At 37.1% G+C, this 25,248-nt stretch carries 25 protein-coding genes; 9 read left to right on the top strand and 16 right to left on the bottom strand.

The window, feature by feature from the left end; genetic code table 11:
- Nucleotides 1-23 precede the first annotated feature (23 nt).
- From ACN1CD_RS00465 to ACN1CD_RS00420, 10 genes are all read right to left on the bottom strand, one after another.
- Nucleotides 24-785: a class I SAM-dependent methyltransferase gene (locus ACN1CD_RS00465; protein ID WP_419128278.1), complete on the bottom strand. Its 762-nt coding sequence runs from the start codon at nucleotides 783-785 to the stop codon at nucleotides 24-26.
- A 9-nt stretch (nucleotides 786-794) separates the two neighbouring features.
- A complete protein-coding gene (locus tag ACN1CD_RS00460; RefSeq protein WP_419128277.1) occupies nucleotides 795-1,442 on the bottom strand; it encodes an FkbM family methyltransferase in 648 nt (215 codons plus the stop codon).
- Complete coding sequence (locus ACN1CD_RS00455; RefSeq protein ID WP_419128276.1) at nucleotides 1,439-2,758, bottom strand: flippase; 1,320 nt, start codon at nucleotides 2,756-2,758, stop codon at nucleotides 1,439-1,441. Before ACN1CD_RS00455 ends, ACN1CD_RS00460 begins: the two co-directional genes overlap by 4 nt.
- 30 nt (nucleotides 2,759-2,788) lie before the next feature.
- A complete protein-coding gene (locus ACN1CD_RS00450; RefSeq protein ID WP_419128275.1) occupies nucleotides 2,789-3,478 on the bottom strand; it encodes a hypothetical protein in 690 nt (229 codons plus the stop codon).
- 40 nt (nucleotides 3,479-3,518) lie between these two features.
- Entirely contained in the window at nucleotides 3,519-4,037 is a 519-nt protein-coding gene (locus tag ACN1CD_RS00445) for a DinB family protein (RefSeq protein ID WP_419128274.1), read from the bottom strand.
- Nucleotides 4,038-4,059: 22 nt separating this feature from the next.
- On the bottom strand, nucleotides 4,060-4,758 hold the full coding sequence (locus ACN1CD_RS00440) for a YjjG family noncanonical pyrimidine nucleotidase (protein WP_419128273.1): 699 nt from the start codon (nucleotides 4,756-4,758) through the stop codon (nucleotides 4,060-4,062).
- A gap of 309 nt (nucleotides 4,759-5,067) precedes the next feature.
- Nucleotides 5,068-5,493 carry a DUF6934 family protein gene (locus ACN1CD_RS00435; RefSeq protein ID WP_419128272.1) on the bottom strand — a complete coding sequence of 142 codons (426 nt, stop codon included), beginning with the start codon at nucleotides 5,491-5,493 and terminating at the stop codon, nucleotides 5,068-5,070.
- 72 nt (nucleotides 5,494-5,565) lie between these two features.
- Nucleotides 5,566-5,922 carry a low molecular weight protein tyrosine phosphatase family protein gene (locus ACN1CD_RS00430; RefSeq protein ID WP_419128271.1) on the bottom strand — a complete coding sequence of 119 codons (357 nt, stop codon included), beginning with the start codon at nucleotides 5,920-5,922 and terminating at the stop codon, nucleotides 5,566-5,568.
- A complete protein-coding gene (upp, locus tag ACN1CD_RS00425) occupies nucleotides 5,906-6,550 on the bottom strand; it encodes a uracil phosphoribosyltransferase (protein ID WP_419128270.1) in 645 nt (214 codons plus the stop codon). The genes ACN1CD_RS00430 and upp overlap by 17 nt, the downstream gene beginning before the upstream one ends.
- A gap of 238 nt (nucleotides 6,551-6,788) precedes the next feature.
- Nucleotides 6,789-7,295 carry a DUF6702 family protein gene (locus tag ACN1CD_RS00420; protein ID WP_419128269.1) on the bottom strand — a complete coding sequence of 169 codons (507 nt, stop codon included), beginning with the start codon at nucleotides 7,293-7,295 and terminating at the stop codon, nucleotides 6,789-6,791.
- Nucleotides 7,296-7,524: 229 nt separating this feature from the next.
- On the opposite strand from ACN1CD_RS00420, the gene ACN1CD_RS00415 reads away from it, so the two are divergent.
- Nucleotides 7,525-8,112 carry a HupE/UreJ family protein gene (locus ACN1CD_RS00415; protein ID WP_419128268.1) on the top strand — a complete coding sequence of 196 codons (588 nt, stop codon included), beginning with the start codon at nucleotides 7,525-7,527 and terminating at the stop codon, nucleotides 8,110-8,112.
- 5 nt (nucleotides 8,113-8,117) lie between these two features.
- Nucleotides 8,118-10,493 carry a M1 family metallopeptidase gene (locus ACN1CD_RS00410; protein WP_419128267.1) on the top strand — a complete coding sequence of 792 codons (2,376 nt, stop codon included), beginning with the start codon at nucleotides 8,118-8,120 and terminating at the stop codon, nucleotides 10,491-10,493.
- Nucleotides 10,494-10,918: 425 nt separating this feature from the next.
- Here the strand turns inward: ACN1CD_RS00410 and ACN1CD_RS00405 are convergent, their stop codons facing one another.
- Nucleotides 10,919-12,079, bottom strand: a complete 1,161-nt coding sequence (locus ACN1CD_RS00405) for an ATP-binding protein (protein WP_419128266.1) — start codon at nucleotides 12,077-12,079, stop codon at nucleotides 10,919-10,921.
- Nucleotides 12,080-12,336: 257 nt separating this feature from the next.
- Between ACN1CD_RS00405 and uvrB the strand changes: the two genes are divergently transcribed.
- The 3 genes from uvrB to ACN1CD_RS00390 all read left to right on the top strand — a co-directional run bounded on the left by uvrB (nucleotide 12,337) and on the right by ACN1CD_RS00390 (nucleotide 15,018).
- Nucleotides 12,337-14,379 (top strand): excinuclease ABC subunit UvrB, encoded by a 2,043-nt coding sequence (gene uvrB / locus ACN1CD_RS00400; RefSeq protein ID WP_419128265.1) that lies wholly within the window; start codon nucleotides 12,337-12,339, stop codon nucleotides 14,377-14,379.
- 66 nt (nucleotides 14,380-14,445) lie between these two features.
- Nucleotides 14,446-14,643: a YwbE family protein gene (locus ACN1CD_RS00395; RefSeq protein ID WP_419128264.1), complete on the top strand. Its 198-nt coding sequence runs from the start codon at nucleotides 14,446-14,448 to the stop codon at nucleotides 14,641-14,643.
- Between the two features lie 114 nt (nucleotides 14,644-14,757).
- Nucleotides 14,758-15,018, top strand: coding sequence for a DUF4834 family protein (locus ACN1CD_RS00390; protein ID WP_419128263.1), 261 nt, complete (start codon nucleotides 14,758-14,760; stop codon nucleotides 15,016-15,018).
- A gap of 33 nt (nucleotides 15,019-15,051) precedes the next feature.
- Here the strand turns inward: ACN1CD_RS00390 and ACN1CD_RS00385 are convergent, their stop codons facing one another.
- The 5 genes from ACN1CD_RS00385 to ACN1CD_RS00365 all read right to left on the bottom strand — a co-directional run bounded on the left by ACN1CD_RS00385 (nucleotide 15,052) and on the right by ACN1CD_RS00365 (nucleotide 19,069).
- Nucleotides 15,052-15,504 carry an SRPBCC family protein gene (locus tag ACN1CD_RS00385; protein WP_419128262.1) on the bottom strand — a complete coding sequence of 151 codons (453 nt, stop codon included), beginning with the start codon at nucleotides 15,502-15,504 and terminating at the stop codon, nucleotides 15,052-15,054.
- 3 nt (nucleotides 15,505-15,507) lie between these two features.
- Nucleotides 15,508-16,434: a TIGR01777 family oxidoreductase gene (locus tag ACN1CD_RS00380; RefSeq protein WP_419128261.1), complete on the bottom strand. Its 927-nt coding sequence runs from the start codon at nucleotides 16,432-16,434 to the stop codon at nucleotides 15,508-15,510.
- A gap of 5 nt (nucleotides 16,435-16,439) precedes the next feature.
- On the bottom strand, nucleotides 16,440-17,255 hold the full coding sequence (locus ACN1CD_RS00375) for a DUF393 domain-containing protein (protein WP_419128260.1): 816 nt from the start codon (nucleotides 17,253-17,255) through the stop codon (nucleotides 16,440-16,442).
- A 136-nt stretch (nucleotides 17,256-17,391) separates the two neighbouring features.
- Nucleotides 17,392-17,898: a GbsR/MarR family transcriptional regulator gene (locus tag ACN1CD_RS00370; protein ID WP_088301060.1), complete on the bottom strand. Its 507-nt coding sequence runs from the start codon at nucleotides 17,896-17,898 to the stop codon at nucleotides 17,392-17,394.
- A 91-nt stretch (nucleotides 17,899-17,989) separates the two neighbouring features.
- Entirely contained in the window at nucleotides 17,990-19,069 is a 1,080-nt protein-coding gene (locus tag ACN1CD_RS00365) for an alginate lyase family protein (protein WP_419128259.1), read from the bottom strand.
- 129 nt (nucleotides 19,070-19,198) lie between these two features.
- Here ACN1CD_RS00365 and ACN1CD_RS00360 point away from each other — a divergent pair, with 129 nt between their 5' ends.
- The 4 genes from ACN1CD_RS00360 to ACN1CD_RS00345 all read left to right on the top strand — a co-directional run bounded on the left by ACN1CD_RS00360 (nucleotide 19,199) and on the right by ACN1CD_RS00345 (nucleotide 25,130).
- A complete protein-coding gene (locus ACN1CD_RS00360) occupies nucleotides 19,199-21,685 on the top strand; it encodes a YfhO family protein (RefSeq protein ID WP_419128258.1) in 2,487 nt (828 codons plus the stop codon).
- 540 nt (nucleotides 21,686-22,225) lie between these two features.
- Nucleotides 22,226-23,080: a UDP-2,3-diacylglucosamine diphosphatase gene (locus tag ACN1CD_RS00355; protein ID WP_419128257.1), complete on the top strand. Its 855-nt coding sequence runs from the start codon at nucleotides 22,226-22,228 to the stop codon at nucleotides 23,078-23,080.
- A gap of 21 nt (nucleotides 23,081-23,101) precedes the next feature.
- On the top strand, nucleotides 23,102-24,091 hold the full coding sequence (locus ACN1CD_RS00350; protein WP_419128256.1) for a glycosyltransferase family protein: 990 nt from the start codon (nucleotides 23,102-23,104) through the stop codon (nucleotides 24,089-24,091).
- Between the two features lie 58 nt (nucleotides 24,092-24,149).
- A complete protein-coding gene (locus ACN1CD_RS00345; protein ID WP_419128255.1) occupies nucleotides 24,150-25,130 on the top strand; it encodes a DUF6427 family protein in 981 nt (326 codons plus the stop codon).
- The last annotated feature ends 118 nt before the right edge of the window (nucleotides 25,131-25,248 follow it).

Raw genomic sequence — 25,248 nt, 5'->3', positions numbered from 1 at the left:
AAACATTTCCTTTCACCAGAAAGCTAAAATATATGCAGATTTTGATCTGATTTTTTCGTTAATACGGTATAAGCATTAGCGAACTGTTCTTTCTTCTTTAGCCCGAGGAGATTTCCCATAGTTTTCTTAATACGATATTCCAATTCGATCTTGAAATTCTTAATAAAGCTTTTAGGTGCTTTTCTGTTTACAAATTCGTTAAACTTAACGGTTTCAGGGGCCGTCATCGAGACTTTATCTTCCAGAATTTCCAATCCCTCACTTTGAAGTAAAAACCGCAACGATGTTGGCGTATACATATTAATGTGGCCATAATCAAGAAAGTGTTTCATCCTTTTGTCTACCCCAAAACGGTAATCTTTAGGTACTTCCACAACGATATATTTCGATACGCGTTTCAACTCCCTGATTAATATCCGCTCATGTTCAACATGTTCTAAAACATGAGCCAGGATAATCAAATCAAAAGAATCATCTGCATAAGGAATTTTATAACCATCAAAAGTTTGCGCTTCTTTTAGTCGGGAAAGTTTTCTATCCTTTATCAGATCGACACCACTTTCTGCAATTTCCAGAGCGTAAAGTTCCGGAGCAAAATTCCAGTCATTCAGAAAGTGCAAAATGCTTCCATCGCCAGCACCAACTTCTAAAACTCTTTGAGGCTTAATGCCTTTGCATACATCAACAATGTTTTGAGCTTTGTATTTTGCGCCAAGCATACGCCAGGCTACATCGCTATTGGTATAAAAATTATCGTAGGCCGTTTTAACTTCTTCGCTTAACATAAACCTTAATTAGATTTTTAAACAATTATTGGCTTTGTAAAATACTGATGTGGCTTTTTCATAAAACAAACCAGGTGAAATACCGCTGAAACTAATCTCTTTAAAGCCATTTTCTTTAAGCAGGATCCTTGCAGGTTCATAAACTTCACGCTCACTATCATCCAAAATAACAACGCCATCCGGAGATAAAGCAGCTAGGCTATACTTGCAACAGTTCACACGATCACGTCCATCAACAATAATAATATCAAACTGCTGATTTAATAGTGTTGCCTTTCTGGCATATTCACCATCTCTGTGCAATTCGCAAAAAATCATTTCGGCATTTGCCGGACTTGTGCCCTTCACCTTGTCGAACCAGCCTTTATCATGCTCTACTGAAGTAACCTTCCCCGCTCGTTCAGCATAAAAAATGGTCGAACTGCCAGAGCCATATTCAAAGATGTGTTGTGTTTTAGTTATTCTTTCCTTAATGAAATCGATAAAGGAGTAGGTTACCCAAGGCAAAGCTTTGCCCTTGCCATCAACGGCTTGTTTCTGATCAAAGGCCGTAAACCAGCCAGTGCTGTTTAAGTAACCTTTATGTCCGTATGATAGTAATGCTTTCAGCCTATTTGGCTTTGCAATTAGTGATGCTAGTGCTTTTAAAGTGCTCAACGTTTAAGTATTTTTTGAAATGCGGTGATCAAAAATAATGATTTTAACATCATTATACCCTGATGGCGGGTTTTAGGAATTAATAAAACATAAAAAGTGGAAACAAAACAAGCTATGAGTGTAGCAATTGAAGCGCCAACGCCTGCATATTTTGGAATAAGCCAGAAATTTAGCAAGATATTTGCAATCGCGCCAGCCGCAGTACGGTAAAATGAAATTTTGGTATACCCTTCTGCGATCAGATATTGAGAACTGGCCATCCCTAAGAAAACAAAAATGCCCGACCAAATATGAATAGATAGCATTGGTCCGGCGCCATCGTACTTTCCACTATAAGCGATGTGGATAAGATCTGAACCAAAGAAGCTGATGAATATGGCAATTGGAATATTGATATAAACCAGTAGATCGTACAAATTTCCAAGGCGTTTTTTATACCTGCTTAGGTCAGTTTTTCTGGCATTTAACAAAGCCGGGAAAACAGAAGTTACAATGGCGCTGGGAATGAAATACCAGGCCTCGCTTAAATTCTGGGCACTACTGTAAATCCCGACTGCCTTACTGCCGACACTTTTTAACATCACAACATCTATTTTCATGTAGATGGTAACCATTACTGCAGAAAGAATTAAGGGGGAAGATTTAACTAGCAATAGTTTTGCCCGTTCTTTATTGAAACTCCAGTTTAATATCTTTAAACCCCTGTTTTGATAGGCCATCACTAAGCCGGTAGCCAGAACGATTGCATCTAATATGTAGGCAAAAACGATATAAATTAAAGGCAAGCTAAACGTTATGATCAGGACTTTAAAAACGGATGTTACAATAAGACTTACATTTTGCACCTGAACAACGTATTTAGATTGCACCTGTGATTGAAAATAAGAATCAATTACATTAAATGATTTAAAAAACGATGCAAATGCAAGTAAAGCGATCAGTAGAGTGAGCGAGTCGCCAGGGTTTGATGATAAATTATGACTAATGAGATAAATCCCTATGGCAATAGGAATGAGTAATCCATTTGCAACCATTCTTAAGGCTAATGACGTACCTAAAATCTCATCTCTTTTTGAAGGTTCCTGGATAACTTCGCGAATGATAAAAGTATCAAGGCCTAAACCACCAATTGCAGCTAAAATAGCTACTAATGATAACCCAAAACTTAAATCTCCAAATAATATTGGACCCAGGTACCGTGTAATAGCCAGATTTACGATAAGACTAATCACCTTACCAAACATCAGCCAGCCCGCATTTTTTAGATACTTGTTAAACGCTTCTTCATCAAAACCTTTTATGCTTGGTAACTTCATTAGCGCAAAGATGTAAAAAAAATGCGTGAACTAAGTGAGCGGTGCGCCAACTGCTATGTCACATCGGTGGCCAGGGTCGCCATGTTTTGGATTAAGTTTAACTCCATTTTGGGTCGTTTCTATAATTTTAGTATCTGTAGCTTTAACATCAGGTGTTTTAACGGCAACTGCACTGGGTGTTGTAATTGCTTTTGAATTAAGCGGTGCGCCTACCGCGATGTCGCACCTGTGGTTCGGCTGTCCATGCGCCGGATTCATTCCTTTGGCAACTTTTACCGATGAGGGTTGGATCGCTTTTGGCTGACTACTTATGGCTGTAGCAAGCGCTACGGGTTTAGAATCTAGTGGTGCACCCACAGCAATATCGCATCGGTGATCAGGTTCCCCGTGTTTTGGATTTAATTTCTTGACTGATGTATTTACAGGTGTAGGAGCTGGAAGGGATACAGGCTGTATTGTTGTGGTGTTTTTTTGAGGTTGTGCAGCGATCGTTTGATTAAGAGGAGCCCCTACCGCGAGCGCACAGGTATGGCCTGGTTTGCCATGGACCGGATTATATATTAAAGCGCTTTTGGTACTTTGAGCGGCAGGTGAAGCAATATTTTTTTGCAGTCCATTTATACCATTTGGTGTTTGAACTAAGGCCTCCTTACTTTCCTTTGTCTCGCTATTGCAGGAACAGAAAAGAACAATTGCTGATAGGTAAAAAAAGTTTTTCATGAGCGTTAGTTTATAGTTCAATCAAATATGCTAAAATATCTTATGCTTTAAAACTCTTTTCTACTCTTTCTAATTGCTTTAAATGGTGTTTAAGGTGTATTTCTATAAATCTCAACCATTGTTTGGCATTCAGATACCCTAGGCGTGGATGTTTGGTTTTTAACTGTGGGTTTGCCGTTTCGATCGCCGAATCTAAAGTATCAATCGCCCCTTCAAATTCAATAATGAAATCTAAAGCCTCGGTTTTGCTGATTTTATTTACACGGTCTGCAATCCTCTTGGGTACTTTATATCGCTGTGCAGGTGGGAATGCACCCAACAGTAAGATCAGTCTAACAATAAAATGCGTTGGTTTCTTTTCTCCCTTTCCTGTTATACTGTTATTCAATGCAATTACAGAAAGCAGGCTTGCGTCAAAAATGTGAGAATAGACCTCGCTATAACTCCAGCCACCTATAGGCGGTGTGCGTTGAAAATCATGATCAGCATAAACAGATAATCTTGATTTATAGGAAGCTATGATTTGATGTATCGAAACCTTGACCTTTGCTACATTCATTTTTAAATATAAGCATCCTGGCTTAGAATAAATGCAATAGCTCTTTTAGGTGTGTTATTTGACCACTAACATCAGCAGGCTTCTCTTTTTTAAGGGGATTGAAAAATATCGCTTCCATTCCAAAATTTAAAGCCCCATAAATGTCAGCTTCTAAACTATCGCCAATCATAATGCTTTCCTCTTTTCTTGCTTTAGCTTTTTCTAAAGCATATTCAAAAATCAGTGGATTAGGTTTATTTACGCCAACATCTTCTGAAATAATTACATTATTAAAATAAGGGTTCAGGTTGGAAAGCTTCATTTTAGTGAGTGTGGTTTCTTTGAAGCCATTTGAAATAATATGGAGCGTATACTTGCTTTGCAGGTAGGTCAAAACATCTTCTGCACCTTCAAATAAATTAGTTTTGGTAGGTGATATAGAGACGTAATCATCCTCAAACTGATTGGGAACCGCGTCCGGACTAATGCCTAATTGAATGAAGGTTTTGCTGAACCGCTCCGCCCTGAGGAAATCTTTTGTAATTTTTCCGAGGTGATAATCAGCCCACAGTTGATGGTTATTTTCAGTATATGTAAGGATAAAATCAGAACAGGAATGAAGGCCTAAGCTTTTCAGGTTGTAGGTTTGATATAATTCATTAAGTGTTTCTTCTGCGTTGCGATCGAAATCCCAAATGGTATGATCCAGATCGAAAAAGATGTGTTTTTTATGTTGATGCATGTTTATCTGCAAAGGTAGGACTTATCAGCTTTGATATATAAATAATGCGCTGCTTTTGATTTAAATTAATTAGTTGTATGCTTGCTGTTTTTGAGTTGTAAGGAGCAATATCAATCAGATTATTGAGTGGAAAGATTGTTAATAGGACAAAAAAAATGCCTGAAGATTCAGGCATTAATTATTGTTTTTTCTTTAGATCTGGCAGGCCGAATTTCTCTAGTACTGCTAATGCTTTTTCTGTTTTTTTTACAAAGTATTGATCATCTTCATAACCTTTAACATGCTTGCTAATGATAGCATTACTATGATCTATGCTTTGGTTACTTTTCTTAATTGTAGTAGGCATATCATTTCTCCTTTTCTATTGTAAACAAATATAACGATTAATTTCCGCTGATATAATTTTGTTCTTATTGTAGTACTCCCATGTGCAAAAACCAACTGATTTGGATAGTTTTCAATAAAATCATAAACCGTGTTGGCAACAGTGGCAAGAACCTTTTCCATATCACCATTGTTACTATTTGTGATATCGCTGATGTTGCCGTCCTCACTAAGATCTCCAAAGCCAAGATTATAAACTATGCCAACTCCAGGAATAGTTAATTTTGAATATTGTACAATTTTTTCAACCGAGCCTTTTACGCCTTCGCTCGTAAATTGATAGGTTAAGAAATTATTTTTAGCAAAATATTCATATTGATCTAAGAGCATAACATCGATAGTCTTATTCAAACATAATAAATCTTGGTTGAAATTCGATGTATATGGTGTGATTAATGACGGCAGAATTTTATACATTAACGGCTATAAATATCCTTCTGTTTTGGTTTTAATCTCGTCAATCAATTCTTCATCCATATATTGATACTCATCAGGAATATCAAGTGTAATCACTTCCTTGTCGTAAAGTTCTTCAGGGAAACGCTGTGTAATTCTTTGTTGATGTTTTTTTTCCATCACAAAAATCAGGTCTGCCCAGATGATCAGTTTTGCGTTGATTTTTATCCTGGCCGAAGGTTCCGTTCCGGCAGACCGAATCTGGTGTGCCGGATGATTTTTAAAAATGTTCTCGGCAGTAGCACTTCGCCATTTGTTCCGGCTACAAACAAAAAGTATGTTTACTTTAAAATCCTGAGGGTAATGTTCACACTTTTTCGCCATAAGCCAAATCACCGGCATCGCCCAAACCTGGTACAATGTAAGATTTGCTGGTCATTTCTTCATCAATTGCCCCAAGCCAGAGTTTTGCTTTTGGGAGATTAGCACGCACATGCGTTACACCTTCTGCACTGGCAATGGCAGCAACAATATGTAATTCGGAAATTTCGTATCTGCTCATCAATTCCTTACAGCACATTACCATACTTTGTCCCGTTGCTAACATTGGGTCGGCCACAATTAAAACCCGTCCGTCAAGATCTGGCGTGGAGATGTAATCCATTTGGATAACAAACTCTCCACTTTTCTTAACTTTCCTGAAAGCAGAAATAAAACAACATTCTGCCTGATCAAAAATGTTTAGCAAGCCTTGTTGCAAAGGTAATCCAGCTCTTAAAATCGTTGCCAATACTGGCTGCTGAGCCAATACTTCACAGTTGGAAATACCAAGCGGTGTAGTCACTTCTTTGCTGATATAGGTGAGCGATTTACTAATCTCATAAGCGAAAAATTCTCCGATACGTTCCAGGTTTTTCCGAAAACGCATCGAATCTTTCTGGATATTTTCATCCCTAAGTTCCGCAATAAAGGTATTGGCTATTGATTTGGTTTTGCTGAGATTAAAAATCATAAGGTTCTATCTGTTTTAGGCTGCTTTTAATTGATTGCTAAATCTACCACTTTCCCATGAAATTAATTGGAAATTTGGTTTCCTGCATATTCCAACATGTGTTTAAAAAACGATTAAAAGCATGCTTATTTAAACAATTTGAGGATATCTAAGTAAGATTTAATAGTGTTCTTACAGAGATAAACTTCAGGTTAGCGAGATATTAAATATCGATTTAATATTAATACAAGGAATACCTTTAAAAGTTTGTGGTGAATGTCTTGTCTGGGAAAAGAATTTTATTGCTATTCCGGGTCTTTCCATTCGTTACGTGGATGATACTCATTTGATCATCAAACAGATCATATAAAATCGTATTGGTAACTTCAACATTTTTCATTGAGGTAACCTTACTTGCCTCCAGGTAGATGTTCGTGGCTTCGTGATCAATTTCAAAACCAACATATTGCAAAAGAACAGGCTTACCATTCACTTTAATTTGCAGGTGGCTGATCAGGTATTTTTTTACCACCTCATCCATAGCCGTTTTCATAGATGGCTTTGAAAGATCTGTTTTTTGTTTGTAAAGCTTAGCCAGAATGGACTCAAAGTCATCAGTAAAAATACGACAACTAACCTCCAACGATTTTTCTTTCGCATTAAAACTTAATTCTGCTGTACTTACATGAAGCGGATGTCGAACTCCAGCCGAAAGACTTAAGTAAACAAAGCATAGTAATGGGAGAAGAAATTTTAATTTCTGCATGAGGTGTTTAATCTTTAAAAAAATATTGTTGAAATCAAAGTTACGATATTAATGCTTTTTTGAACGGATTTAATGTGGTTGTCAGTATGTGATGATAGTTTTCCGTTCTTAAATCGTAACAAGTTTGGTGTTTAAGCTGGTGTTTTTAAGATAATCTTACATTTCTGCAGTAAAAAATTTAATTTTATGCCGTTAAAACTCGTAGCATCAATAGAAAATTTAATTATCCATGCCTTTACAAGATTTTATCTTTTATTTTAAGTTAGGTTGGGAACACATTATAAGCCTCGATGCATTGGATCATCAGCTTTTTATCTTAGCACTGATCGCGATTTATAGCTACACTAATATTAAACAAGTTTTAATCCTCGTAACCGCCTTTACCATTGGCCATTCTGCAACCTTATTGCTCAGTGTTTTAGATATCATCAGGTTTGATAGTGCATGGGTGGAGTTTTTGATACCCTGCACCATTGTGATTACTGCAATAAGTAATTTGTTCAGGAAAAATTTTGAAATGGAATCAGTAAGAATAAATTATTTTCTTGCTTTAGGTTTTGGATTGATTCATGGAATGGGTTTTGCAAATTCAATTAGAATGATGCTGGCAAAAGACCAAAATATGGGTTGGGGCTTATTTGGTTTTAATGTTGGTTTAGAGGCGGGGCAGATTTTTATGGTGTTGATCATTTTGATCATTACTTTTCTTACTTTTAACTACACAAAGATAAAACGAATTAGCTGGGTTCTATTTATATCAGCAGCCGTATTTAGCCTGGCTTTAAAAATGGCTTTAGAGCGAATCCCTTTCAACTAAACATAATGATTAATAAACTATTTACCTTATCTGGCCTCTTACTATTTTCTGGTAGTTTGACTATGGCTCAAAACATTCAGAATAACCCTGGCAGCAACCATGGGAATAAATTCGAACAACTGGGTACTATTTTACCAACGCCAAATGAGCAGCGTACCGCAAGTGGCGCACCGGGTGTGAAATATTGGCAACAACGGGCTGATTATAACATCAAGTGCGAATTGGATGAAAAAAATCTGCTGTTAACAGGTGCCGAAACCATCACCTACACCAACAACTCGCCAGACCCATTAACTTATATCTGGTTACAATTGGATGAAAATGAACACAGCACAAGCAAAAGTGCCAATTACCAGGATGCCACCAAAATGCCAGCTGTTGGAACCACGCAAAGCCTGGATCAGCTAAGTGCAAAGGGAGATAACGGGAATGGAATTAACATCACCAAACTTACAGATGCACTCGGTAAAAATTTAAAATACACGGTAAATAAAACCATGATGCGGGTAGATTTGCCCGTAGCTTTAAAAACCGGACAAAAATTTATCTTCAATATTGATTGGAGCTATAAAATAACCGATCGAATGAGTGTTGGCGGTCGCGGTGGTTATGAGTTTTTCCCTGCGGATGGAAACTATTTATTCACCATGACGCAGTGGTACCCACGTTTATGTGTGTATAGCGATTTTCAGGGTTGGCAGAACCACCAATTTACGGGCAGAGGAGAATTTGCCTTAACTTTTGGCGATTTCAAAGTACAAATGACGGTTCCGGCTGATCACTTAGTCGGTTCAACAGGCGAATGTATTAATTATAGCGCTGTATTAACACCTGCACAGTTAAGCAGATATAATACCGCTAAAACAGCTACAGCTCCTGTAGAAATTCAAACATTGGCAGAAGCCAAAACTGCCGAAACTAAAAAATCTACAGCAAAAAAAACATGGGTATTTAATGCTAATAACGTACGTGATTTTGCCTGGACCTCATCACGTAAGTTTATTTGGGATGCCATGCCGCAAAAGATTCAAGCCAATAATAATACTGTAATGTGTATGAGTTTCTATGGCAAAGAAGCTTATAACTTATATAGCAAGTTTTCTACAAGAGCTGTTGCACACACAATAAAAACCTATTCTGATTTTACCATTCCTTATCCATATCCTGTGGCACAAAGTATTGAAGCTGCGAACGGAATGGAATACCCAATGATTTGCTTCAACTACGGCCGTACAGATGCTGATGGAACATATAGCGAAAGTACAAAAAACGGAATGTTGGGTGTAATTATCCATGAGGTAGGACACAACTTTTTTCCGATGATTGTAAATAGTGATGAACGCCAGTGGACCTGGATGGATGAAGGTTTAAATTCTTTTGTTGAATACCTAACAGAAGAGCTTTGGGATAACAAGTTTCCAAGTAAAAAAGGCCCTGCATACACTATTGTTGATTACATGAAATTACCAAAGGATGAATTAGAGCCAATTATGACCAACTCAGAAAACATTGCTCGTTTTGGTCCGAATGCTTATTCTAAACCAGCAACTGGCTTGAATATCCTTCGCGAAACGATTATGGGTAGAGAGTTATTTGATTATGCCTTTAAAGAATATTCGAGAAGGTGGGCATTTAAACATCCGGAACCTGCTGATTTATTTCGCACGATGGAAGATGCAAGTGGCGAGGATTTAGATTGGTTTTGGAGAGGCTGGTTTTATGGAACAGATCCTTGTGATATCTCTTTAGATAGCGTAAAATTTGCAAAAGCAGATTTTCCAAAAGAGGTTCCGGCGGCAAGATCCAGGATGCTTAAAATAGATAAGCCTGCTGTAAATGCTTTTGAAGATATTTCAAAAATCAGAAACAGAGAAGAGAAAAAGGGTAACTTCTATGTAGATAAAAATGCTGCAGCACAAGATTTCTATTATAAATATGATAGAGGTTTAGTTAATATAGATACCACGCTAACAAATAAAGTAGAAACAGGAATGCCTCTCGAACCCGTAGCTGAATCAGATCAGGATAAGTATAAAAATAAGTTCTTATATGAATTGAGTTTTAGCAACAAGGGTGGTTTGGTGATGCCGGTTATTGTAGAATTTACCTACAAAGATGGAACGAAAGAGATTGATCGCATTCCGGCTCAAATCTGGAGGCATAATGAGTTAAAAACCTCTAAATTCTACGTAAAGGATAAGGAAGTTGAATCTATTCTGGTAGATCCCCTTCGTGAAACAGCTGATATCGACACCACAAATAATAGCTGGGGTGGAAAGGCGAAAGAAAGCAAGTTTAGAACATTCAAAGCAAAAACTGGTGGTGCGGTTAGAGGCCAGTCAGTTGGCTCGAACCCAATGAAAGTTGCTGCAGGTAAGTAATTATTGCCTAATTTTTCAATTAGCAATTAACAATTATTGCCTTATAAAAAATCCTCGTTGAATTATTTCAGCGAGGATTTTTTGTGAACTGTTTATTTTTTTTAAGAAATATCTTTCCAGGATTGTACCTGATATTTACTTCTGTTTTGGTTTTTAGATCCACCGTTTTGCTATTGATGGTTGACAGATATATTCCTTATTATCAAATAGATGTGCGCTCTTATTTTGAATTAACATAACTTCTATTTTGAATTTACATAACATTCATTTTGAAAATACATAAAATATATACCTGAAGTTCCATCGGTTTTTGAAATTAAATGTCTAGTATTAAGTTAAACATAAAATGTCTCGCAAAAAGGCTGAAGGCATTGTGGTATATTGTAAAAGCATTTCTTTCAGCTACTAATGTTTATTTTCCTTATCTATAAAATTTTGGGTAGGATATCTGCCAGAAAATGCTTTAAGTTAGTCACTATAATTCCATTTGTTGTTTTGTAGGTTTCACTTTTAGGCGTGATAATATATTGATTTAAAGGTTCAAGATCTTGCATACAACTAACAAACCCTTTGGAAACTGTTGGGGCGTTAGAAAGCTTAATTTCTATACATGCAATTGGTTTAATTCCTTGAACAATTACTAAGTCGCATTCTGCTCCAGTTTGCGTGCGATAAAAAAATAGTTCGGTTTGTTTTGTTTTTATCTGGGCAATCTGTTCGATAACATAGCCTTCCCAGGATGCACCTATTGCCGGGTGACCATATAAATCATTATGATCTGGGATATTTAGTAGACGATGTAAAATACCTGTATCGCGGACATAAGTTTTAGGCGACTTTACCAGTCGTTTCTTCGCATTAACAAACCATGGCTGCAATCGCCTGATGAGGTATCCACCTTCCAGAAAATCAAGATATCTGTTAACTGTTGGTGCACTTACCCCAAGTGATCTGGCAAAAGATTCTCCGTTAAAAAGATTTCCATTTAAATGCGCCAGCATACTCCAAAAATTTCTTAAAAGTTTTGGAGCCAACTCAACACCAAACATTTTTGCCAAATCTCTTTCTACATAACTTACAATAAAATCATCTAACCATTCTTTACTTGATTGATCATTTTCTGATAAAAGCGACTCTGGAAATCCGCCCCGAAACCAATGTTGCTCAAATGTTATTTCATTAGGAAGCTCTGTCAAACCAATTGGAGTGAGTTCGTTATAAGAAATCCGTCCAGCCAATGTTTCCGAAATACCTTTCACTAATTCAGGAGAAGCCGAGCCTAGAAGTATAAATCTGCCAGGAGTTCTTTTAGCGTCAATTAAAGGTCTCAGCAATGAAAATAATTCGGGCAGTAGTTGTACCTCATCAATAATGACAGTTTGATCTTGTAGTGTTTCTAAAAAAGTATAAGCATCCTGAAGCTTTGCCAAATCTCTGGGATTTTCCATATCTAAATAAATGTAATGTTCTTCCAGTTGCTTGGCTATGGTAGTTTTACCAACTTGCCTTGGGCCTAATATGGCTACAGCAGGTGCCTTTTTTAAACGTATACGAAGTTGAGTAGCTAAATTTCGAATTATTAACATATCACAAATGTACAAATTAACCTAGTAAATCAAAAGTTAAACTTTCGATTTACTAGGTTGATGCTTATCTATTGCTAGCAGAGCACTTTTGCTTATTAAGATAAAGGCACTAATAATATGAAGTCAGATCAGTTAATTTTTAAAATTTGAACGATAATATTTTGAAGAGGATTTAAGATTTTATTATCCCCGCATGAGCAACTTTCCTGACTTTCTACTGTTTAGTCTTTACAGTCGAAATCGTATATTTGATATCAATGAAATTTAAGATCACATCAGAATATAAACCAACAGGAGATCAGCCAAGTGCTATAAAACAGTTGGTTGAAGGAGTAAATGCCAATGAACATTACCAGACATTATTGGGGGTTACGGGATCTGGAAAAACTTTTACTGTAGCCAATGTAATTGAGCAGACGCAAAAGCCAACACTTATTTTAAGTCATAATAAAACGCTTGCTGCACAGCTTTACGGTGAATTCAAAAACTTCTTTCCAGAAAATTCGGTCAATTATTTCGTTTCTTATTACGATTATTATCAGCCAGAAGCTTTTATAGCCTCAAGCAATACTTACATAGAAAAAGATTTGAGCATTAACGAAGAAATAGAAAAGCTTCGTTTACGCACCACCTCATCATTAATGAGTGGAAGAAGAGATGTCATTGTGGTTTCCTCTATTTCCTGCATTTATGGTATGGGAAATCCGGAAGATTTTTCCAAGATGGTTTTCCGGTTTGCTGTGGGCTTAAGGATTTCAAGAAATGCTTTTTTACATAGTTTAGTAGAGATTTTATATTCAAGAACCACAACAGAATTTAAGCGGGGAACTTTTAGGGTTAAAGGTGATACCGTAGATATTTATCCAGCTTATCTTGATCATGCTTACCGCATATCTTTTTTCGGAGATGACATCGAGGAACTTTCTGCCATAGATCCCGTTTCTGGTAAAACAATTGAAAAACTGGAGAATATGGCAATCTATCCTGCAAATCTTTTCGTAACACCAAAAGATCGTTTTAACCAGTCGATCTGGGGAATACAGGAAGAACTGGAGATTAGAAAAAACCAGTTAATTGCAGACAGACATTTGTTAGAGGCGAAACGTTTAGAAGAGCGGACTAACTTCGATATTGAAATGATGAAGGAATTAGGCTACTGTTCCGGAATTGAGAATTATTCCCGTTTCTTTGATGGAAGAACTCCAGGGATGCGTCCTTTCTGTCTTTTGGATTACTTCCCTGAAGATTATTTGATGGTGATTGACGAAAGTCACGTAACGGTGCCACAAATCAGAGCCATGTATGGTGGTGATAGATCGAGAAAATTATCATTGGTAGAATATGGTTTTCGCTTACCCGCTGCGCTTGATAACAGACCGCTCAACTTTAACGAGTTCGAAGCCTTAGCACCGCAAACCATTTATGTAAGTGCAACGCCTGCAGAATATGAATTAGAAAAATCGGAAGGTGTAGTGGTGGAGCAGGTCATTCGTCCAACAGGCTTATTGGATCCGGTAATTGAGATCAGGCCGGCCATTAATCAGGTAGATGATCTTTTAGATGAAATCGACATCACAATAAAAGAGGGCGGACGTATTTTAGTCACCACTTTAACCAAAAGAATGGCAGAAGAGCTAACGAAATACCTGGATCGACTGAATATTAAAACGAGATACATTCACTCAGAAATTAAAACGTTAGAACGTGTCGAGATTCTTCGCGGTTTGCGTTTGGGAGAATTTGATGTATTGGTTGGAATTAACTTGTTGCGTGAAGGACTGGATTTGCCAGAGGTTACTTTAGTTGCGATTCTGGATGCTGATAAGGAAGGTTTCCTTCGTTCAGAAAAATCATTAATTCAAACCATTGGGCGAGCCGCACGTAACGATCGGGGTAGAGTAATCATGTATGCTGATGGAATAACCGATAGCATGGAAAAAACAATCTCAGAAACCAATCGACGGAGAGATATTCAGATTGCCTATAACCTGGAGCATGGTATTACGCCAAAAACCGTAGGAAAATCCCGCGAAGCGATCCTGGAACAAACTTCTGTTTTAGATTTCTCGCAAAAGGCAAGCGATAATAAAGCCAGGGCATATGTCGAAAATGCCGAGATCAGTATTGCTGCCGATCCTATTGTGCAATACATGGGTAAAGGCGAATTGCAAAAAGCAATTGATACAACCAAAAAGGATATGCAAAAAGCCGCAAAAGATATGGACTTTTTACAGGCAGCAAAACTTCGGGATGAAATGTTTGCACTGGAGAAAATGTTTGCTGAGAAGTTTGGTAAATAAAATAGTTGAGGATAACTTCCAATTCCTGGCAAAATGTAGAAATTTGCCAAACACAATTATAATACAATGAACGGGCAAAACAGAAAAGATATTTATGCAGGCTTAGAAGTAGGGATTATTTTAAAGAAAGATCAGCGATCTGGGAATATTACGTATGGTGTAGTGAAGGATTTACTTACTTCTTCTGCCTTTCACTCTCGTGGAATAAAGGTGAGATTGGATGATGGTCAGGTTGGCCGGGTAGCCGAAATTGTAGAAGATTAAAACTATATCTTGCATACTTACGTTAATTATTTGTAATCAGAATGCAATCAAAGGCGTAAAAAGTAACAAAATAAATGCTCATAAGTCTATATTTGTAACAACAGTACTTAAAGAATGGCAATAATAAAATTCATTTTCATAGCAATATTAGTGCTTTGGCTCATCAGAATGCTGATCCGACTAATACTTCCTATGCTATTTAGTAACCTGGCGAGCAAAATGCAACAGCAGGCAAGCGGGCAGACACAACAACAGCAGAGGCGATCAAAACCAGAACCAGAAGGTTCAATATCCATAGATTATATGCCACCCAAACAAACAGGTAAAACTGATAAGCTTGGTGATTTTGTAGACTATGAAGAAGTAAAAAAATAAAAAAACCCTGAGCAATGTCTCAGGGTTTTTCGTTTAGTACTTTTCTGCTTCCATTTTAATCATCTGGTTGCGTTCAAATAACAACTTTCTCATATATCTTTTTAGAATTAACCAGGTTACCAATTTACCTAATAGACCTGCCGGAGCAACAAACTCAAAAATATCAGTCATCTCTGTTTTTGTATCTAAAGATTTAAACAGGTGTTGATGGTGAAGTTTTTTAAATGGACCGCTAACCATTTCATCTACAAAAAGCTGTGGATATCCCATCTCTGTTATTTTTATCTTCATCGTAAAATAAATTTTGAAGTGACTGGCTTTCCAGGTTACGGTTTCACTCAAATTAATTAACCCTGATTGCCTGCCCGCAATGGCTTCTTCCTTAGAGAATTGCATGGATTGCAGGTGCAGATCAATACTCCTGGCCAAATCAAAGCACTTGCCTATTGGTGCGTTAATTAATGTTTTGAGTAATATTATCGCCATCTTTTAAATCCTTAAGCTTAAGATATCATGTACTGCTTCATCTATTTTGCCATATTGGAATTCAAATCCATTATCCAGCAAGACTGCAGGCTTAACCCATCTGCTTTTTAAAATCAGTTCAGTTTCGGTACCGATGATTTTTGCACCAATGGCTAGTAACCAAGCAGGAGTAGGTAGGCCAAATGGGATTCCGTAAGCCTTTCTGATGGTTTGCATCAGTACTTCATTGGTAACCGCATTTGGTGCTGTACAATTTACTATCCCATTTATTTCTAGGTGATTGAACAGCCATTCGATGGTATGGATTGCATCTTGCTCATGTACCCAGTTTACATACTGTTTTCCATCGCCCTGTCTCCCACCCAATCCGAACTTCACCAGGTTCAATAGCCTTGGAAAAGCACCATCGGCCCTACCCAATACAATGCCCATTCTTAAGGCAACCATTCTGGTTTGAGGTAATTCATTCTCAAAAAAGCTGTTTTCCCATGCTTTACAAACATCTATTGAAAAGCCATATCCAATTTCGCCAGTATATTCATCCTGAGCATGATCTTCGGCATGGCGGTAAATGGTAGCAGATGTAATATTGATCCAAAGTTTTGGTGGAATGGTTAAGCCTTTAATTACTTCCCCAAGTAAACGGGTTGGTACAACTCTTGAATCAATAATCTCTTTCTGGTTTTTCGGGGTATAACGGCAGTTTACGTTCTTACCACATAGGTTAACGAGCAAATCTGCATTTTCCATTTCGCTAACCCATTTATCTGCAGTTTTTCCATCCCAAACAATAGTTTTGATGTTTCCATTCTGAGCTCTCGGTTTTCTGGCTAATATAATCACCTGTTCCGCCTCATTACTAAAATGCTTTGCTAATAAGCTGCCCAGATATCCATTACCGCCAGCTAAAATAATTTTTTGATAGGTCATGATTTTTAAATGCTAAAGATTAACCCTAAAACGAACAGGCGATAAATAACCCAGGTGATGGTCATCAACCAACCCAGTTGTAACAATCTACTCCTGCGTATATGCTCCAAAAACATGAGTCCTGCCACCATTAAGAAGTAAAGAATATATATAACTGGATGAAGATGAACAATCTGATCTAAAATCAATCCCAAGGTAAGTAAAATTGATCCTGCAAATGAGATCGTCATCATGTTTCCCAGATAATCCCAGAGTTTTTCCCTTTTGTAGTAATAGATTATTATTCCTTGAAAGATCATCTGACCGCCACAAATAAAATACTCCCTGTATGCTCCACCTAATGGCACATATTCAGTTAGCAAATGTGCATAAACGGTGAGAATATAAGATGTACCTAACCAGGTAAGTAAAAGGTATGCCATGCGGTAAATGGCCTTAAAGGTTGGTTGAATGCTGTTTGTCTTTGCCGCAGCCGGGATAATTACTTTCCGGTTGTAAGATATAAAGGCGTAAAGTTTAGCCATTATATAAAGAAATGGCTTAAAGGCAAATAGCGGCCTGAAGGCTGGCATTGAATTTCCAATCACTTTAAAAAGACTTGCTATGCCATAGGTCACTTCACCACTTTCGGTATTTACCAACGCAATTTCGTTCGCTGCACGTTGCCGGTCTATCAACGGACAAATTTCTGCAGGTACCTTTTGATAAGACACTCGTCCATTAGCTGGTAACATACTGGTTTGAACAAATGCTTTGGTGTAGACCTCACACATCGGGCATTCTTCATCAAATAGAATTACATGGTTTTGAAGTGTTTTCATTTCTTTTAATATTTAAACTTTCAGTAATAAATGAAAGTTTGGATTAAAAAATAAAGCCATATAAAGGTATAGGGCTTAGGGTTTTTGGTGTTAGTCGGTTATCTATCTTGATACTTGCTACTGAAATCTTAATACTTTACTTAAAAACTTTCAAGACGGATCCCCAAAACCAACTTTCTTCTGCTTTCAACATTGTTTCAAGTGTTTTATCTACGTTTCCGGCAAGCTTATTAATATCTGCAACAGATTTCTTAAAGGTAATCAGTTCAGGGTCTTTCTCATTACCGGTAACTGCAGATAATTCATTTAAAACTTTCAGCACGGGTTCCAGTTCTCTTTTTTTACGTTCTTTAGCCACCTGGCGGGCAATGTTCCATACATCTTTATCTGCAAAAAAATATTCCTTGCGTTCACCTGCTTTGTGTTGCTTTTCGATCAAACCCCAACCAATTAAATCTCTCAGGGTCATGTTCGCATTTCCTCTGGAGATACTCAAATTCTCCATAATTTCCTCTGTGGTTAATGCTTCGGGTGAGATCAGTAATAAAGCATGCACTTGCGCCATGGTTCGGTTAATTCCCCATTCGGAACCTAATTTGCCCCAGGCCTCAATAAATTTCAACTTTGCTGCTGCTAATTCCATGAACAAATATAATTAAATTTTTAAACTTTCAAAAATTATTGAAAGTTTATTTATTTTGTTTTTTATGCCAGATTAATGAATCTTTACTAAGCTATTTTTTATGCTTTATTCTATCAGCGATGGTTTGTATGTTCGTATTATCTTGAAATTTTTCTAAAGTTTCGGCTAACGATGAGTCAAAGTACACTGCCAGTTTTAAAATCGGAACGGCGAGTTTTGGTTCAAACATCGTTCCTGGCGCAAAACCTGTCTCATTATTCTTAGCCCGGTCACGGTCGAACTTTACTGTTGTATTTACATATTCCTCATGTTGCTTTACTCCTGTTACATACGGTAAAAGCCATTCTATAGACTTTCTGATCGAAGACCCTTTTGGAGATTCGTAGGTATAGAAATTCTCGCCTTTTCCTCGATTGATTATGATGGCAAGCTTGAGTAATGGTTCTAAATCATAAAGATGATAATGTAAGGCATCCCTTTGCTTAAAATCCAGACTCGTTCCATCGGCATTTAAATTAATGTTGATGTGGCTTTTTAAATTATCAATAGCCCAGGTGATAAATTCAGGGTTATTTAAAACGTAACCAATTTCTCCAACTTCTTTTAACCGGTGTGCATTCCAGTTATTAATGGCGGTGGCTTTACCAGGTTTCATGCGCTTACTGTTAATTTCTGCCCGGGCAGTTTCCATTAGCCATTTGTCTATTACTTTTTTCTCCTGAGCCGGAATTTTGGTCTTAATAAGATCATAGGCTTCAATTGCTTTATCCAAATTGGTATCATCTATTGGATCACCTTTTGAATGATTGGTTTTTGCCCAGGCATTTAAAAATACTACGCATTTATTTAGATATTTCTGGTCATCGGTTAATCTATAGGACAGCGCCAATGCAAACATTTTATTCATGTCTGCCAGTGCAAGTTTTGTTTTTTCCTTTCGAAGATCTCCTTTAAGTAAACCTTCAGTTCTTATGGTATCAATAGGGTTTGGAAGATCAGTTAAATAGACAGCAGTAGATTTTTGGAAGCTCAAATAGGCTTTTTTTGTAGCAGGCTCATTTAAGGTCATCGCTTTCAAAGCTTTGATTTCTCCAGCATTTAAGCTGACAATTTGAGCTTCCGTAACCGAATACGCAATAAATAATATAAAACTAAGCACAAACTTTTTCATAATAAACAGGTTAAATTGAAGTTTCGATCTTCAAAATTAATTTTTTATTCTACTCACATTTAATTTATTCCTTTTTTATACCGCCCAATTTTTTATTTTTGACGTTCGTTTAAACTTAAACAAACCTTAATGAATAACTGGTTTAATAAAAATGGCATCCATTTAGCCATTATAGCAATTTTTGTAGTCATTACTTTTGCCTACTTCAGTCCTGTTTTGCAGGGTAAAGCACCACAGCAGGGCGATGTTTTGCAGGCGAAAGCCATGCAAAAAGAAATTATGGATGTAAAAGAAGCAACTGGTAAAGGCCCGCTATGGACAAACCAAATGTTCGGCGGAATGCCAGCCTATCAAATCTGGGTTCAGTATCCTTCAAATATTACTACATATGGTATCGATTTAATAAAAGGTGTATTTCCTGATCCGGTTGGCACAGTAATTCTATATTTGTTAGGGGCTTATCTTCTTTTTTGTGTGCTCAAAATCAATCCATGGCTTGCTGCAGCTGGCGCGATAGCTTTCGCGTTTACTTCGTACAACTTTATCATTATCGCTGCGGGACATAGCAATAAGGCATTAGCCATCGGGTTTTTTGCACCAATTTTAGCAGCTATCATTTTAACTCTACGAGGGCGATATCTGGTTGGAGGAAGTCTATTAGCCTTATTTATGGCTTTAGAAATTCGTTCCAATCACATCCAAATGACTTATTATCTTTTTATAGCATTATTCATTTTAGCTTGTATCGAACTCTATCATGCCTATAAAGATAAACAGTTAGCTGGTTATGGTAAATCACTCGGTTTTATTTCAGCAGGAATAGTATTGGCTGTTTTGGTAAATGCAGGTACTTTGTGGACAACCTATGAGTATGGAAAAGAAACCATCCGTGGAAAATCTAACTTAACGACAGATAAGTCAGAGCCTGCAAATGGTTTGGATAAGGAATATGCTTACCAATGGAGCCAGGGTGTTGGAGAAAGTTTCACTTTCCTAATCCCTAATTTATATGGTGGCGCCAGCAGTATTGATGAAATGATCAAGCCGGAAAGCAATACTTATAAGGCTGTAGAAAAGAATCTTCAAGGTGTTGACCCCAGACAGGTAATTGGCTATGTTGCTCAAAATTTAAATACAAATCAATATTGGGGAAACAAACCCGGTACCTCCGGCCCCTACTATTTTGGAGTGATTATTTGCCTGCTTTTTGTATTCGGTTTATTCATCGTTCAACACCGTTGGAAATGGTGGATTTTGGGAAGTAGTATTTTGTTGTTGTTTCTTTCATTCGGGCAAAACTTTCCATTAATCTCTGATATCTTTTTTGATTACCTACCCATGTATAACAAATTCAGAGCAGTTGAATCAATCCTAGCAGTTGTAGGTTTACTTGTTCCATTATTGGCGATTTTAGCCATCAAGGAAGCGCAAGAAGGCAAATACGATCAAAAATATTTAGTGCAGAGATTAACCTGGTCGGCAGGGATTACAGGTGGCTTATCTTTAATTATTGCGGTTATGCCAACTGCATTCTTCAGCTTTACGCAAGCAAATCAATCTCAGGTTTTGGATGCGCTAACACAAACGCTGCAAAATAATAGAGGCGCGGCAATGGAAATCATTAACGGAGTTGTTGCTGATCGTGTGGCACTTGCCCGTGCTGATGCATTGCGTACTTTATTATTCATTGCGATTGGATTCGGTTTAACCTGGGCTTTCATCACTAAAAAAATGAATATGCAATTGGCCTTTGGCTTATTGGCTCTGTTCATTTTAGTAGATTTATGGCAGGTTGACCGTCGTTACCTTAATAGCCAGAATTTCGTAAGCAAATCAGATCTTGCAAATCACTATCAAGCCAGGGATGTAGATAATTTTATTTCTGCAGATAAAGATCCAAATTTTAGGGTTTTCGATTTATCGCTCGGCGATCCGTTCAAAAGTGCTGAAACATCGTATTTCCACAAAACGGTTGGTGGTTTCCACTCGGCAAGGTTGAAGCGTTTCCAGGAGTTGGTTGATCATCAATTAACCAAAAGCATCAATCAGGATGTATTGGATATGTTGAATACTAAATATATCATTACCCAGGATCCTCAAAATGGGTCTTATAAAATGCAACGTAATCCTACTGCGGCAGGTAATGCCTGGTTTGTGGAAAGCATTCAGTTTGTTAAAAACTCTGATGAGGAAATGAAAGCCATCAGCAGTTTCGATGCTAAGAAAGAAGCCATTGTAGATGAAAGCTATAAAGCATTAGTAGACAGCAAAATTTTAGGTACTGGACAAGAAGGTTTCATCAAATTAACTGACTATAAACCTGATCATTTAACTTACGAATACTCTACTGCTAAGGAAGTAGTGGCTGTTTTCTCTGAGATTTACTATAACAAAGGCTGGAAAATGTACATCGATGGTGTTGAGAAACCCTATTTCCGTGCAGATTACGTATTACGTGCTGCAAAATTGGAAGCAGGTAACCACAAACTTGAGTTTATTTTCCATCCAACATCATATTATGCTGGTGAGAATATTTCTCTGGCTGGATCGATCATTTTAGTGATAGCCTTAGGATTCGGGATTTACACAGAAAACAGAAAGAAAAAAATGGAGTGAAAGTGTAGTTCTTTCTTTAATAGATTTACACCCCGTAGGATTTTGATCTTACGGGGTTTTTTATTTCAAGGATTGTTTTTTTTGCCACGGAAACACAGAAAGCACGGAATTTTAGTTTGGAGTCTTTAGTCAGTATTCCCCGCAGTCCAGAGTTGATCTATCAATAATTTTCTAAAATATGGGAGGAAACTCTTTTCCAAAGATCTATACAAGAGCAGTTGGGTAATTATTAGATCAATGTTATCAGTCTTATCTTTAAACAATATCCTTTAAGAATCATTTTAACATTATTTATCAATGTGAAGAATAATTTAACAATGGCGTAACATTTGTTTGATAAACAGCATCTTATCTTTATAATGTTAAAATAGATGATATGTTAGAATCACTTTTTGCCATATGCCTGCTAATTATTGTACTTTATTTTTTCAGCCCATTTGAGGTGAAACTCGATGAGGAAGAAGATTGGTAGCAAATCCTTTTTAAATCTAAACTGCTTTTCTGAAGCGGTACTAAATTCGTTCCCCCTAAATTTTATTTATGGATAAAAGAAATATTGATGTAGTCGTGATTTCCGATGTACATTTGGGTACCTATGGTTGCCATGCCAAAGAGCTTTTAAAGTATTTAAAAAGCATTAAGCCTAAAACATTAATTTTGAATGGTGACATTATAGATATCTGGCAGTTTAGCAAAAGCTATTGGCCTGAATCGCACATGAAGGTTATTCGTAAACTGATGAAGTTTGTTTCCGAAGGAGTGCAGGTTCATTATCTTACCGGGAACCATGATGAGATGCTTCGTAAATTCGATGGCATGGAAATGGGTACATTTCATCTCCAGAATAAATTAATTATGGAATTGGATGGCAAGAAGGCCTGGTTTTTTCATGGTGACGTTTTCGATGTTACTATGCAGCACTCCAAATGGCTGGCAAAAATGGGTGCCGTGGGTTATGATACCCTTATCCTCATCAATAGCTTCGTTAATTGGGTACTTACCGCATTCGGAAGAGAGAAGATGAGTTTTTCTAAAAAGATAAAAGCCCGGTTTAAAGATGCCGTAAAGTTTATTAATAGTTTTGAGCAGACCGCAGCAGAACTGGCAATCGAAAAAGGATATCAATATGTGGTTTGTGGCCACATTCACCAGGCAGAACAAAGGGAAATCTCCATGGAAAATGGGGAAGTAACTTACCTGAATAGTGGTGACTGGGTTGAAAGCTTAACTGCACTTGAATATCAAGATCAAAACTGGACCGTCTTCAAATATGATCACAAAGATTTTATGAAGGATCAAACAGATGAAGGAATCCTTTCTGATAATGAGGATTTGAAGAGCAAATTGGATATAAATATTCTTTTACAAAGTATAAAATATGAAATTGCTCAATAATTTTGAGATATTCGGGATTAAATGAAGATACTATACGCGATACAGGGAACAGGAAACGGACACATTAGCAGGGCAAGGGAGATTATTCCTTTACTTCAGAAATATGGTGAACTGGATATTCTCGTTAGCGGAACCCAGGCTGATGTGAAACTAAGTCAGCCAGTTAAATATCAGCTGCATGGTTTCAGCTTTATTTTTGGGAAAAAAGGCGGAGTAGACCATTTTAAAACCTGGTTGAACATGAATTTATTCCGTTTCAGAAAGGATATGAAGCAGTTGCCGCTAAAGGATTATAACCTGATTGTGAATGACTTTGAGCCAGTAAGTGCATGGGCTTGCAAACTTCAGGGTATAGAGTGTATCTCATTGAGTCATCAGGCAGCATTCAAATCTAAAAAGGTACCTCGTCCAAAAACACTAGACTGGGGTAAGCTTATTTTAAGTCGTTATGCACCAACAAAGTATCACATCGGTTTTCATTTTGATCGTTACGATAGTTTTATTCATACGCCTGTAATCAGATCTGAAATCAGGGCGATGAAGACTGAAAATTTGGGGCATTATACGGTTTACTTACCAGCGGTGGATGATAAAAGATTAGTAAAACTTTTTATGCAGATACCGGAAGTAAAATGGCAGGTGTTTTCCAAACATGCTAGTGAACCTTATCAGGAAGGAAATGTATCTGTTGAGCCTGTAAACAATGAAAAATTTAATAAAAGTTTAGCTACTTGCGAAGGCTTATTTACAGGCGGTGGTTTTGAAGGCCCGTCAGAAGCGCTTTATCTAAAGAAAAAATTACTCGTTGCCCCCATGCGTTTTCAGTTCGAACAGCAGTGTAATGCCTATGCTTTAAAGCAGTTTGGTTTACCTGTTATCTGGGGAAGTACAAATAACTGGCTGCCAATTATAAAAGATTGGGTGGCAAACGCTCAAAAGCATGAATTTGATTTTCCAGATGAAACAGCACAAATCATTGATGATATGGTGAAAAAATACGCCAGAGTTTAAGCTTAATCCTTTCAGCTTTCAGCTTTTTATCTTTACTTTGCTTGCTCTTTGAAAAGGCATGATTAATCAGTTTAGAAAGCTAAATCCTATTAACCTCATTTTGTTGTTGGCTTACACATTCTTTATGCGTATTGCCATATTTTATGAGTTGCCGAGTCAGTTAAATTTTGATTTTCTAGAGCCTTTTGCCAGGTTGTTGATTAACGTGGATTTGGATGATGCACTGTCTCCAGCCACCAATATTTTTTTTGCAGGCACACTCGTTTTTATTCAGGCATTAATATTTAATCGCGTAATTAATAATCATAATTTACTGGCGAAGCCCAACTTTTTGCCTGGCTTGATGTATGTTACCGGAACTAGTTTGTTTATGCCATTTATGGTTTTAAACCCGGCATTAATTACCAACATTCTACTTATTTGGATAATTGATAAATTTCTCAAACTAAATAAAAGCGCAAATTCCATCACCACTGTTTTCGATATCGGGATGATTATTGGAGTGGGAACGCTTATTTACTTTCCATTTATGTCCATGTTATTGATGATCTTTTTAGCACTTTTGCTTTTCAGGTCATTTAATTGGCGGGAGTGGATAGCCGGAATAGTGGGCTTTATCACGATCTTCTTCTTTTTGGCTGTATTCTACTATTGGAATGATAATATCGTTTCCTTTTACCAGATCTGGCGACCGCTGGGGAGTAAGTTTCCATCTGTATTTAAAATAAATTACAATGATTATTTGGTTTTAATACCTGTAACAGTGATTATTATCCTGGCATCATTGCAGCTTCGTGAGAACTTTTTCAGGAGCTTTATCAGTACCCGAAAAGGATTTCAGCTGTTATTTTTTATGTTTATCGTTGCAGGAGCTAGTTTTTATCTAAAACCCAACTTTCGTACCTGGCATTTTTTACTTTGTGTACCTCCGGGTGCAGTATTACTGGCCTATTATTTTAGTAATGCGAAGGTGCGGTGGTTCTATGAAACATTGTTCGTTTTATTTGTCCTGTCGGTACAATATTTTCTTTTTGTTTAACCTTTTTTAACAAAAAACTAGAACAAAACTTGACAAAGATTAATAGCTTTGTGGCATGAAGTTTCGCATTAAGGCTGTTTTAGGTTTTAATCTGTTGGATAAGGGCATGGTTTCATAT

It is taken from the genome of Pedobacter sp. N23S346 (genome assembly GCF_048515415.1).
GTDB lineage: Bacteria > Bacteroidota > Bacteroidia > Sphingobacteriales > Sphingobacteriaceae > Pedobacter.
Note: the sequence above shows the minus strand (reverse complement) of the source record. Positions and strands in the feature narration are given on the sequence as shown.